At 50.5% G+C, this 12,685-nt stretch carries 10 protein-coding genes; 9 read left to right on the top strand and 1 reads right to left on the bottom strand.

The genetic code is table 11. The features are described 5' to 3' along the window. Positions 1 to 12: 12 nt before the first annotated feature. The 4 genes from GJJ30_RS04215 to GJJ30_RS04200 all read left to right on the top strand — a co-directional run bounded on the left by GJJ30_RS04215 (position 13) and on the right by GJJ30_RS04200 (position 4,238). Complete coding sequence (locus tag GJJ30_RS04215) at positions 13 to 777, top strand: glycosyltransferase family 2 protein (protein ID WP_154173518.1); 765 nt, start codon at positions 13 to 15, stop codon at positions 775 to 777. Between the two features lie 245 nt (positions 778 to 1,022). Continuing rightward, positions 1,023 to 1,415, top strand: a complete 393-nt coding sequence (yiaA, locus tag GJJ30_RS04210) for an inner membrane protein YiaA (RefSeq protein ID WP_154173516.1) — start codon at positions 1,023 to 1,025, stop codon at positions 1,413 to 1,415. 198 nt (positions 1,416 to 1,613) lie between these two features. Further along, a complete protein-coding gene (locus GJJ30_RS04205; protein ID WP_154173514.1) occupies positions 1,614 to 2,891 on the top strand; it encodes a TolB family protein in 1,278 nt (425 codons plus the stop codon). A gap of 120 nt (positions 2,892 to 3,011) precedes the next feature. Beyond that, positions 3,012 to 4,238: a retropepsin-like aspartic protease gene (locus GJJ30_RS04200; RefSeq protein WP_154173512.1), complete on the top strand. Its 1,227-nt coding sequence runs from the start codon at positions 3,012 to 3,014 to the stop codon at positions 4,236 to 4,238. Here the strand turns inward: GJJ30_RS04200 and GJJ30_RS04195 are convergent. Continuing rightward, a complete protein-coding gene (locus GJJ30_RS04195; protein WP_229312957.1) occupies positions 4,197 to 4,622 on the bottom strand; it encodes a hypothetical protein in 426 nt (141 codons plus the stop codon). The two genes, GJJ30_RS04200 and GJJ30_RS04195, sit on opposite strands and share 42 nt — an antisense overlap. 103 nt (positions 4,623 to 4,725) lie before the next feature. Here GJJ30_RS04195 and GJJ30_RS04190 point away from each other — a divergent pair, with 103 nt between their 5' ends. The 5 genes from GJJ30_RS04190 (at position 4,726) to GJJ30_RS04170 (ending at position 12,571) form a co-directional block, all read left to right on the top strand. Continuing rightward, a complete protein-coding gene (locus GJJ30_RS04190; protein ID WP_154173508.1) occupies positions 4,726 to 5,694 on the top strand; it encodes a YheT family hydrolase in 969 nt (322 codons plus the stop codon). Between the two features lie 158 nt (positions 5,695 to 5,852). After that, positions 5,853 to 6,806: a D-2-hydroxyacid dehydrogenase gene (locus tag GJJ30_RS04185; RefSeq protein WP_154173506.1), complete on the top strand. Its 954-nt coding sequence runs from the start codon at positions 5,853 to 5,855 to the stop codon at positions 6,804 to 6,806. A 190-nt stretch (positions 6,807 to 6,996) separates the two neighbouring features. Continuing rightward, positions 6,997 to 9,411 carry a T9SS type B sorting domain-containing protein gene (locus GJJ30_RS04180; protein ID WP_154173504.1) on the top strand — a complete coding sequence of 805 codons (2,415 nt, stop codon included), beginning with the start codon at positions 6,997 to 6,999 and terminating at the stop codon, positions 9,409 to 9,411. Between the two features lie 229 nt (positions 9,412 to 9,640). Further along, positions 9,641 to 10,801: a methionine aminotransferase gene (locus GJJ30_RS04175; RefSeq protein ID WP_154173502.1), complete on the top strand. Its 1,161-nt coding sequence runs from the start codon at positions 9,641 to 9,643 to the stop codon at positions 10,799 to 10,801. A gap of 534 nt (positions 10,802 to 11,335) precedes the next feature. After that, complete coding sequence (locus GJJ30_RS04170; RefSeq protein ID WP_205880528.1) at positions 11,336 to 12,571, top strand: sterol desaturase family protein; 1,236 nt, start codon at positions 11,336 to 11,338, stop codon at positions 12,569 to 12,571. The last annotated feature ends 114 nt before the right edge of the window (positions 12,572 to 12,685 follow it).

The raw sequence follows: 12,685 nt of genomic DNA, 5'->3' as shown, positions 1-12,685 counted from the left end.
GGCGGTTCGAACATGAAACTGAGTGTAGTCATTCCAGCTTACAATGAACAGGAATCCATTCCGGAAACGCTGCGGTCGTTGTACCAAACGTTGGCGAAATACGGTATTCCGCACGAAATCTGTGTCACCAACGATAATTCCAAAGACCAGACGGCGCAGGTTCTGGAGCAACTGACTCACGAAATTCCGACGCTGGTTTACTACACCAATCCCGGCCCGAACGGTTTTGGTTACGCCGTCCGCTACGGCCTGGAACGGTTTACGGGCGACTGCGTGGCGGTTTTTATGGCGGATATGTCCGACGATCCGGAGGATCTGGTGAAGTTTTACTACAAAATGCTGGAAGGCGATTACGACTGTGTTTTTGGCAGCCGCTGGAGCAAAGGCGGCAAAGTGGTGGACTATCCGCAACTGAAAAAAATCATCAACCGAACGGCCAATTTCATCGTTCGGATCATGATGGGCATCCGCTACAACGACACCACCAACGCCTTCAAATTGTACAAACGCGAGACGATGGAGGGTCTAAAACCGTTTTTGTCTCCGCACTTCAACCTAACCGTGGAATTGCCGCTGAAAGCCATGGTGCGCGGCTACAATTACACCGTGGTGCCCAACAGCTGGACCAACCGGAAATACGGGGAATCGAAGCTGAAAATCAAGGAGATGGGCAGCCGGTACTTCTTTATTCTGCTGTATTGCCTGATCGAAAAATACCTGTCGCGGGGCGATTTCCGGAAAAAAACCACCAAACCGGTGGCACCGGTAAGTCGGTAGTTGGCCAGCAAAAACCGGCAAATGATTCATTTTCATCCTAATTCCTGAGCTGTCTTTTACACCATTTCAACCACCAGTTAAGGACTGAAAACCGCCTGTTGTACCTTCAAAGCAACCCGTTAAAAATTCAGGTTTAACGGAGTTTATTCATCCCCCTACATTTACACTACGATTGCCGGCTGGAGTCGATGACATCCGGACCAGCAACGATCATTTTATACACACAGTAAACAGGAAATTCAAAAATGAAAACATCAGCCGCTTTTGTTGGCGCTTCATGGTTTGCCCTCGGCATTGGCATGTTCGGGTATTTAATCGGGCTTTGGCGTTCCGAAATGCTCTTAAACGAAAAAGGTTTCTATTTTACCGTCCTGATGTTCGGCCTTTTTTCGGTCGTTTCGTTGCAGAAAAGCGTCAGAGACCGGCTCGAAGGTTTCCCCGTAACCGATATTTACTACGGACTCAGCTGGTTTTCAACCCTGCTGTCCATCACACTCCTGACCATTGGCCTCTGGAATGCGACGCTGTTGCCCAGTGAAAAAGGGTTTTATGCCTTTTCTTTTATGCTCGGTTTATTCGGCGCCATTGCAGTGCAGAAAAACACCCGCGACAATCAGGAATTTGCGAAGAAATCCTGAGCCGTTTGTGTATAATCGTTCCGTCAGCGGTTTTGGGAAAGTAGAAAAAACCGCTGACGCCGTTAGTTGATTACCCGCCGATTTACGTAGAAAACCCGATGGATTCAGCTGGTCAATCGGGTTTTTACTTTTCGTGGCGTTTTACAACCTTTACGTACCCAAACGGGTCTTCAAATAATTAAAATACACGGTTTTACGATGAGACGCTCCCTTTCCTGGCCACTACTGGTTTTGCTGGCGCTGGCTGGTTCCTGCAAACCAAAAACGGACGTTGATCCGGCCAAACGAGTCCGGCCCGTTAGTTTGAAGATTTCGGTATCGGGTGCTTTTTACGACCTGAGTTGGGAACCCATTCAAATTGTTTGCGTCACATCGCCCTGCCCCGATGTCGCCGACGTGGAAGCCGAGGAATACGAGGTTCAGGTGGCCAGCAGCGAGTTGGGAGCGTTTCGTACCTACCGCGTCCTCGACGCCGGTGAAAAATCGATCCGCATTCCTGCCGCTTCGGCTGAAGAGCAACTGGTAGCCCGGATCGTTTCGAAAAACAAAACGGCACCACCCGTCAATTCCAATCCGGTGATGGCCAGCATGGCGTTCGTTTCGCAATCGGCTTATTACCCTGGTTTTGGCGAGTTTTCGACGGACGTTTTTGGTGGCGATATAACCTCGGATGGCACAAAATCAACCTACTCCACCCAGGTTCAGGAAACGCCCGGTACGTATGTCTATCCGCTGTACGTTTCCGATCTGCAAAATGAGCAGGTTGTTACCACCAAACTCGTAAACCGCCTGGGCGGAGGAGCTACGTTTTCGTCGGATGGCAAACAGCTGGCTTACATTTCCCGAGCGGAGAATGGAATTATCATCCATGATTTGGCAACCAAGACGAGCCGGACGCTGCCCGTTGCGGATGCAACCTGGATCTGGTCGATAGCCTGGTCGCCGGATGGCAAATGGCTGGCTTACAGTACGGTTTCTAATGACGAATCCCGCTTGTGGAAAATTCCGACTTCCGGTGGCGCGGCCACGGCTCTCACGCCGGTTTTGCCCATTCGCGAATCAAATTACATCCGGCAAAGCAGCCTCGACTGGTCGCCCGACGGTCGGTTCATTGCCGTATCGCGCGCCCGGAACGACAATTCCAGCGACAAATGGCGGGCCACGGTTTCGTATTATTCACCCGACGGAAGTGGTGAAGTGAACTTTTTTGAAACGCAACCGTCCTGGATCGATACGCAACCGTCGTTTTCACCCGATGGCAACCAACTGGCTTTTCTGAGCTCCCGAACCGACCAGCTCGGTGCGACGTATACCCTCTGGGTCCGGAACCTGATAACAGGTAAAGTCCGGCAAATCAAGCTCTTACCGGGCCTGAACCCCTCCAGTGATTACGCCCCCCGCTGGGTTGGCAATGAGCGGCTGATCTTTATGGCCTTTGTACAGAACAAGAAGAATTATTATTCGGTGTTTTTGTGAGAGCAAAACTAGACTGCAGTATTTCTTCATTTTTCAAAAAACGTTCCTGCTAAACCAGTTGACTAATTTTGAAAGAGGTTTAATTACAAGTGATGCATGTACAACATAAAATAAATAAACATGTCTCTTTTTAGTTTTAAGATTCGCCTTTACCTTCTATTCCTGATTACAACAAATTTAAAAGCCCAAACTACTACCGTCTGGTACAACCATTCAAACCACCCGTTTTGGTTTGATACCACACGCCTTGATAAGCCAACCCGCCATTATTTCAAAGCAATGGAACTGGCCCTGGTCAATCAGTTCACCCAAAGCGCAGCCATGCTGTATCCTCTAGCTATTGATACCATTAATCCAATTGCAAAACCGGCTCAATCTCAACTGGCGTTACTCTACTTCTTCCAGAATCAATTTCAAAACGTACTTGATCTTACTCAAAAAACGAAAAGCAAGCCCGCTTTTTATACTGACGCTCTCTTTTTTAACGACCGCCCAAAATCCTTACTTACCCTCAAAAATGTCAGCTATACTGTTCCTTTTGTTCTTAGACACAAAAGTTTGATCGTCGTGGAAGTATTGATTCAAGGTCGGCGCAAGAAGTTTGTGCTGGATACAGGTTTTTCGAGAACAGCTATCAGCCGACTACTGGCTAACGAACTTGGACTGGTAGTTTACGAAAGTAACAGCACTGTCAGCACAGCAACTGGTTCAACTCAGGTAGCTATTTCTTCAATTAAACACCTTGAATTTGGCAATGTTTTACTCGAAAATTGGCCTGTTTACTGCTATTCCTCATTTCCATTGAGACATATAGATGGCGTAATTGGATTGGATGTACTCCGGCAGATTTCTTATACCGTCAACTTTCCGCAAACTCGGCTCACAATAGAAAAAACAGTTGCTGACAGCTCACTAACCAAGAATTTATTTGGTTTATCAATGCCAATGATGGCTATCCAAGTAGCAAACGACCAACGACTTGACGTATTTTATGACTCTGGATCAGATGGATTCGACTTAAATAAAAATGCGATAACAAAACTGAAGCCTTTACCAATTGGCAGAAAACTTATCGTTATAAGGGGAATCAACAAAGGTATTTCAATACGATTGGGTAAACGAGTGAAGCATTTAAATCTCACGCACGACGGTTATTTACTTTCTTGTAAGAATATACCAATTAGCACCCGGGAGGATGATGTGTTCTCGATACCAACCACCGGAATAATGGGTAATCGTCCTTTTCGTAAGGGATTGTTGAGGATTGATTTCCCCAATAACCACTATTCTTATGAGGCAACTCCCTCACTTCTTCAAAAAACCGCTTCCGCCAAACCGGTTCAATAAATCCGGCAGTTCGTAGATCGCCAGCGTGAAGACAATGCCCCATAACAGGGCGCTGATCAGCATGTAACTAAAAATCAGGGAGCGGTTTACTTTAAACGAAATGGCCAGAATGGTTCCGCCGATGGGCGTCAGAATCAGGGGCGTCAGGAACGCAATACCGACCATTCCGGACCGTTTCCAGACTTTCACCGCCAGCCGCGTTCGGGAACTGAATCGCTTCGGGGGCGAACTGCGAAACCGGGCCATCAATGTCCGTAAACCGGCCCCTGCGTAAGTCACCAGCACCACGCTCACCATCATTCCGGCAACGGTCGACAGCCAGGTTTCTGCCCAGTTCAGTCCCAGCGCGATACCGGTTACGGGGCCGCCGATAAATTTCAACATACTGGCTACTAAAACCGAAAAATACTTTGCAAAGGCCATAGCGGGAACCAACCAGACTAAATTTCGTTAAAAATAACAGCATTAACGACTAAATGGTTACGACATGCCGGTTCTTCGACAGTCTTCTTACCCCGGAGCGCCCCGGTATTTGATCAATGGTCATTTCCAAACGATTGTCCCCAGCGTTTTTCGCAAGATTGAAGGCGTCGCTTATGAGCGGGAACGCCTGACGCTGGCCGACGGCGACTTCGTGGATCTCGACTGGATCGACCGAAAAAGTGATCGGATCGCGCTCATGACGCACGGGCTGGAAGGCGACTCCAACCGGCACTACATCAAAGCCAGCGCGAAACTCTTCGCCCAGCAGGGCTGGGACGTGCTGGCCTGGAATTGCCGGTCGTGTAGTGGCGAAATGAACCGGGCATTCCGGCTCTACAACCACGGCGAAATTGGCGACATCGCCGAAGTGATCGACCACGTGTTGCGGACCAAACCTTACCGCGAGGTGGTCCTGATCGGTTTCAGCATGGGCGGCAACATCACGCTGAAATACGCGGGCGTTTATGGAAAAACCGCTCCCGATGTGATCAAAAAAGTCGTGGCAATTTCGTCGCCAACGGATCTGGAAGCCAGCGCCAAACAGCTCGATTTGCCCAAAAACCGGTTTTACCGCAATCGGTTCATGAAAAAACTGATTGTAAAATTACAGCAGAAATCCGACCGGTTTCCGGGCCGCCTGGACATGACCAGGCTGGAACAGGTGCGGCTCTGGCGCGATTTCGACGAGCTATTTTCGGCTCCGGTCAACGGCTACCGCGACGCCGACGATTTCTACGCCCAGGCATCAGCGGTTAATTACATGCCCGGCATTACTGTACCGGCTTTGCTCATCAACGCCCAGAACGATCCGCTGTTGTCGCCGGAATGTTCGCCCGCGTGGCTGGCCGAAAAACACCCCACTATTTTTCTTGAAACCCCCAAAACCGGTGGACACGTTGGCTTTGGCGTACGCGGTGACGAATTTTCGTGGGCCGAGCGCCGGGCGCTGGAGTTTGTAATGAGGTCGGTTTAGGAAATGGTTTTAAATAGAATGAAAAATATCAAATGATGAATGTTAAATGTAAAAGTGCTGGATTAGAAAATACTTTTACATTTAACATTCATCATTTGATATTTTTCATTCCTTCCGTGGAAATCGCCGTATCTTTCGGCCTCATTTTCCCTTTTCCCATGAACCTCGTTTACGCTGACGCTTACACCCTCAACCCCGGCGACCTGGACTGGACGCCCATCACCTCACTCGGCAGCGTCACGCTGTATGACCGCACAGCGCCCGACCAACTGATCGAGCGGTTGAAAGACGCCGACATGGTCCTGGTCAATAAAGTAAAAATGAACCGGCAGACGCTCGAACAGCTGCCGAAACTGCGGTACATCGGCGTGACGGCAACCGGTTATGACATCATCGACGTGAAAGCGGCCCGCGAACGCGACATCGTTGTGACGAATGTGAAAGGATACGGCTCGGCATCGGTGGCGCAGTTGACTATTTCGCTACTGCTCGAGCTGACGAATCACGTGGGTTTACACGCCGACAGCGTTCGGGCGGGCGACTGGGCGCGGAATCCGGATTTTTGTTACTGGAAAACCCCACTGGTTGAACTGGCCGGGAAAACCCTGGGCGTGGTTGGTTACGGCGACATTGGGAAGAGCGTGGCCGCCATCGGTTTGGCCCTCGGAATGAAGATACTGGTCAACCGCCGACACACCAACGAGCAACCGCCGGAAGGCATTCGCTACGTTGATCAGGCCACGTTGTTTGCCGATAGTGACGTCATATCGCTCCATTGCCCGGTTACTGACGAAAACCGGGCGTTTGTCAACCGGACCTTGCTGAACCAGATGAAACCAACGGCTTTTCTGATCAATACCAGCCGGGGTGCCCTCATCAACGAACCCGACCTGGCCGATGCGCTGAACGAAGGCCGGATCGCCGGAGCCGGACTGGATGTCCTGACCGTAGAACCGCCTGTGCCGAATCATCCGCTGTTTTCGGCCCGCAACTGCCTCATTACGCCCCACTTAGCCTGGGCAACGCTGGAATCCCGCCAACGGTTATTGCACGAAACCGCCGAGAATATCCGCGCCTTTTTTTCCGGCCAGCCGCGCAATGTGGTGAATTGAAAATCGCTTCGTAGAAAAGCCGCCAAAACCCTCTTCAGCCCCGCAACGCTTTGCGGGGCTTTTTCGTCATAGGTAATAGTACCGTTTCGTCAATTTTGGTGACATATTAATCCCAAATTCGTATATTTTCAGTCCATTACGGATCCATATTGATTCTGTCCTATGCTTCCATTTTCTACGAGATGCGCTTATGAATGTGTTGTTGGGCCAGTTCACGCCAGGTGTTCCGGCATTTCGGTGGCTTTGGGTTGCCGCGTGTAGTTTATTGCTGGGTTTGCTGACGCTGTCAACCGGTTTTGGCAAACATATTTACGGGGGCGAAATGGGCCTGCGGGCAACGGCCCGAACGAATTACTATACCTTAAAGCTGACGCTGTTTTTCGATCAGGCCACTTCGAACGCCGATACGTACGAGCGTGAGATTCAACTGTATGTTTTCCGCAAAAGTGACCACGTGCGGACGGACGCCATTACGGTCAATCAGACTTCCTCCCAACAGGTACGTTACGATAATCAGGCCTGCGCCAACCTGCGAAATCTGAAGGTGCTGGCCATGTATTACTCCAAGGATATTTATTTAAATCCCGCAATTTATAACGATCCTGGCGGTTATTACGTGGTTTGGGATCGTTGTTGCCGCAGTGCCGATATCAGCAATATTCAGAATCCGGCGGGCGAAGGCATGCTGTTTTACATGGAATTTCCGGCGGTGGTGCGCAACGGTGCGGCCTTTACGAATTCCAGCCCCGAATTCAGTTTTCCCAATGGCGAATACATCTGCATCAACAAGCCGTTTAAACTAAATTTCAACGCAACTGATACCGACGGTGACCAGTTGCGCTATTCGCTGGTGACGCCCCTGGCAGGTTTTACCGATAATACGGCCCAGAATACCGCGGGCGACGGGAAATCACACGCCACCTATCCGGAAGTCGTCTGGTTGCCGGGGTATAGCGCAGCTCGCTCCATTCCCGGGAATCCGCCCCTGAAGATTGATTCACAAACCGGCCAGTTGAGCATGACCGCTACCCAAACCGGTTTGTTCATTTTTGCGGTTTTATGCGAAGAATACCGTAACGGGGTCAAAATTGGGGCCGTTCGGCGCGAGTTTCAGATGCCCGTGGTCGATTGCGGCAACAACACGCCCCCCGCGCCGGTCATCAGTTATAAAAACGTCGAAACCCTCGATTTGCCTTTTTGCGAAGGTGCAACCGTTATGCTTTCGACCGAGTCGAATCCGCTTTGGTCGTACCAATGGCAGCGCAACGGTTCCAACATTCCGGGGGCCACGTCGGCCACGTTAACCATCAATGCAACCGGCGATTATGCAGTTGTAAAAAGCTTTGCCACCACCTGCGGCAACGACACGACCTCAAAAATCACCAAAGCCTACGCCGTTGTTCCGCCTGCCGCGAAAATTACACCCGCCAAAGAACCGCCCATCTGCGAAGGCGAATCGCTGGTGCTATCGGTGAAACCGGAGACGGCGGTTAGCTACCAGTGGACATCGGACGGCACGGTTTTGCCGGGTGCCACCAATACCTCGCTAACCGTCACCAAAACCGGTTTGTACGGCATCCGGGCGAACTCTTCGCTGGGTTGTACCAGTCGCGACAGCCTGGCCGTGGCCGTCAATCCGAATCCCAAGGCAACGCTGGTCAGCTCCGCATCCGCCATTTGCCAGAACGGGGAGGTTCGGCTGGATGCCGCCGTTGGGGCGAATTATCAGTACGAATGGTTTCAGAATAACGCGTCGATCAATACCAGTTATGCCTCGACAAAACTGGTCAATCAGGGCGGCACCTACCAGGTTCGGATCACGGATGGAAACCGCTGCCAGGCGCTTTCGACGCCTTTAACGCTGTCAATTATTCCGCTTCCGGCGATGCAGTTCGACAGCCTGGCTCCCGTTTGCGCCAACCACGCCGAATCGTTGCTGCTGGTTGCCAGTCCGGCCGGCGGCACTTTTTCCGGGCCGGGCGTCACGGGTAATCGCTTCGACGCGATGAAAGCCGGTGTGGGTTTGCATACGATCACGTATACGTTTGCCGGCACCTCAGCCTGCCCGGCCGCCATCACCCGGCAGATTCGCGTTGAACCGCCCGCCGAAGTCGATTTGCCGGAGCGGGTGACAGTTTTAATGGGAAATTCGGTGCAGTTAAAACCGGGTGTCAAAGGGCAAACGACCGGTTTTTTGTGGGAACCGCCCGACAACCTGTCCAATCCGGCCATTCTGAACCCGAACGCCAGTCCCACGGCTCCGACAACGTACAAGCTGACTGTTTCGGCACCGGGCGATTGCCGGACCGAAAAAACCGTATTGGTCGATGTCCTGAAGCGGATGTTCATTGCCGACGTTTTTTCGCCCAACAACGATGGGGTTAATGACGAGCTGGAAATCCGCAATACCGAACAGTTTCCGGGTTGTGAAATAACGATTTACAACCGCTGGGGCGAGGTCGTTTTCTATTCAAAAGGCTACGATAAACCCTGGAATGGCACGTATAAAAACCAGAAAGTCCAACCGGGCAATTACGAATACCGCATCAAAACCAATCAGCCGCTGATTCCTGAATATCGCGGGGCGATTTTGGTAACGTATTGATTTTGTTAGGCTTATCGGCCAAATGGCAGTTCTAATTGCCTAACAAGGTTCGTCATCATTCTGAACCGATTGCTGGCGATTAGCGGTATTCTACAAACTGCATAGAAAAAGTATTTTCTTCATTCGTGATTATTTTTTTTTGTACTTTTCGGGGTCAATTGGGGTTAGATCCGGACTAATCAATCGACTCTATTGGCACGATAGACAAATTAGAATCGTTTTTTATACCATGAATTTATCCGTTGCGGGCGCTTTATCCTCCAAATTACCGTGGGTTGGAACAACCATCTTCACGGTAATGTCGAAATTAGCGAGCGACACCGGCGCCATTAATCTGTCGCAGGGGTTTCCTGGTTTTGACTGTTCGCCGGAACTGGTGGCGTTGGTGGAAAAATACATGAAAACTGGATTTAACCAGTATGCGCCCATGACGGGCGTGCCGGTATTGCGCGAAGCACTGGCACAAAAAACGGAGCTACTGTACGGCGTTTCGTATCACCCGGAAACGGAAGTCACCGTTACCTCCGGCGCCACGGAAGCGCTGTTTGCCGCCATCATGGCGGTGATTCGCCCGGGCGATGAAGCCATCGTCTTTGAACCGGCGTACGACAGTTACATTCCGGCCATCGAATTGAACGGCGGCATTCCGGTGCTGGTCACGCTGACACCGCCTGCTTACGCCATCGACTGGACCGAAGTCGGTCGTAAAATAACCGACAAAACCCGGCTCATCGTTGTCAACACACCCCAAAACCCGACGGGGCGTGTCTGGACGGCCGACGATCTAGCCCAACTGGCCGCCCTGGTGAAAGACCGCGACATCTGGATTGTGAGCGACGAGGTGTACGAACACATCCGGTTCGACGGTCGGCCTCACCTGTCGCTGGCGACGCACCCGGTTTTGCAGGAACGGACCTTTGTGTGCGGATCGTTCGGAAAAACGTTTCACGTGACGGGCTGGAAAATCGGGTACTGTCTGGCGCCGAAAGAGCTTTCGGTAGAGTTCCGAAAAATCCATCAATACCTGACATTCAGCACGATAACGCCGGTTCAGTATGCGCTGGCGGATTATTTGAAGAATCCGGTTCATTACGAAACGCTGCCGGATTTTTACGAACGCAAGCGGAATCTGTTTCTCGAAATCCTGCGCGGTTCCCGGTTTCAGTTCACCCCGACGGAGGGAAGTTTTTTCCAGACCGTTTCGTACCGGGCCATTACGGACGAGCCCGACTACGACCTGGCCATCCGGCTGACCAAGGAAATTGGCGTGGCTTCGATACCGGTTTCGGTGTTTTATCGCCAGAAAAACGATTACAACATACTGCGTTTCTGTTTCGCCAAAGACGACGAGGTGCTGCTTCAGGCCGGTGAGCGTTTGCAGCGATTATAAAATTTTAGATATTTGTCCACTAAAACTATAGATATGAATCCTAAACTTTTGAATTACTTGGGCGATGGTGGAAAACTGAATGAAAACAAAGCTGGCTTTCAGAGACAGTCTAAAATTCGGATTTCCCCTTTCTACGGTCTGCCCCCAACCCCCTAAAGGGGGCTTTGAGACGCCGATTAAAGCCCCCTTTAGGGGGTTGGGGGCAGACCGTAGAAAGGGGAAATTATAAAATTTAGACTGACTTTCAGTAAATCGAAAACAACGGTCCCCTGTTTAATGAATTCTGTACTGTTTTCACCGTTTAGCCTGCAAATGTAATTAAAGAAAGATGGCGACTTTAATGAACTGTTTCACCAAATCGGTCTGTTATCCTAACGGTATTTCAATGATGTACCTCTTGAAGACAAAATTTGATATTTTTGGAGCACAATTCACAAAATCATCTGCTTCGAAATACGCTATAACTCACGTATGAAAACAATTAAAAGGTATTCTTCTAATTCGTTTTTTTATAATTTTTCGTAGACAACGTGTATGAGCATTACAACACTGAACTGGATGGCCGTTGCCGTTCCATTTTTTCTGTTTTTCATGGGTTTGGAATACCTCGTTTCCAAAAGGCAGAAAAAGAAATACTTTCGATTCAATAATTCCGTCGCCAACATCAACGTCGGAATCGCCGAGCGGTTGCTCGATACGTTTACCGTTGGCGCTTTTTACTTCGTTTACGATTACATTCACCGGCATTACGCCATTTTTGATCTCAAACCCGGCGTGCTGGGCTGGGTTGCGTTGTTTCTGGCTACCGATTTTGTCTGGTACTGGTATCATCGGCTGGCCCACGAAGTCAATGTTTTCTGGAGCGCCCACGTCGTTCACCACCAGAGCGAGGATTTTAACTACACGGTTTCCGCCCGGATTACGGTTTTTCAGGCGCTCATCCGAACGGGTTTCTGGACCATCCTGCCGCTGATCGGTTTTCCCGCCGGAATGATCTCGGTTATGTTGATCCTGCACGGTTTGTATCCGTTTTTCATTCATACCCGCACCATCGGCAAATTGGGCTGGCTGGAATACATCTTCGTAACGCCCTCGCACCACCGTGTTCACCACGCCAGCAATCCGGAGTATCTCGACAAAAACTACGGCGATGTGCTGATCATCTGGGATAAATTGTTCGGGACCTTCGTCGAAGAAAAGGAAGACGCCGAAGAACTGGTTTACGGCCTGACCAAACCGCTCGAAAGCCACAGCTTTTTGTGGCAGCAATTCCATTTTATGATGGAATTGGCCGAAACCGTTCGGCGAACACCCGGTTTTGTCGCGAAAATCAACGTACTGTTCGGCCGTCCGGACGACATCGACCCGGAGATTCGCGAGCAGTTGGAGAAGCGGTTTCTGGCCCGCTCGCCGGTGCGCACCACCAGCCGCCGGTTTCGGGGCTACGTTCTGGGGCAACTCATTGGTATTCTGACTATTCTGTTCGTTTTCCTGTTGTTCGAAAAGCAAGTTCCGCTCTATTATCAGGTGTTGATTTCCCTGTTTATTCTGATTACGCTGGTCAACTGCGGGGCTTTGCTCGAACAACGGCAGTGGGTGTTTTACCTTGAAATCAGCCGGGTTTCGCTGCTGGTTCTGATGGCACTTCCGTATCTGAATAATCCGTTGTCGTTCAGCGCCTTGTTTATTGGTTTTTTACTCACACTGGCTTATTTCTCCCACTTGCAGAAACGGTATTTGCGGCTGGTTTACGGCCCGGTTTCGTATTAAAGAAGTAAGTGACTGTCTAAAAATCTCATCTTCTACCGTAAAGCTCCGCCCCCAACCCCCTAAAGGCCGGGCGGCCGGTGCCGGGCTTTAATCGTTGTGCCAAAGCCCGGCACC

It is taken from the genome of Larkinella terrae (genome assembly GCF_009668025.1).
GTDB classification, from domain to species: Bacteria; Bacteroidota; Bacteroidia; order Cytophagales; family Spirosomataceae; genus Larkinella; species Larkinella terrae.
The sequence above is the reverse complement of the archived record's forward strand: the minus strand, read 5'-3'. Positions and strand labels throughout refer to the sequence as shown.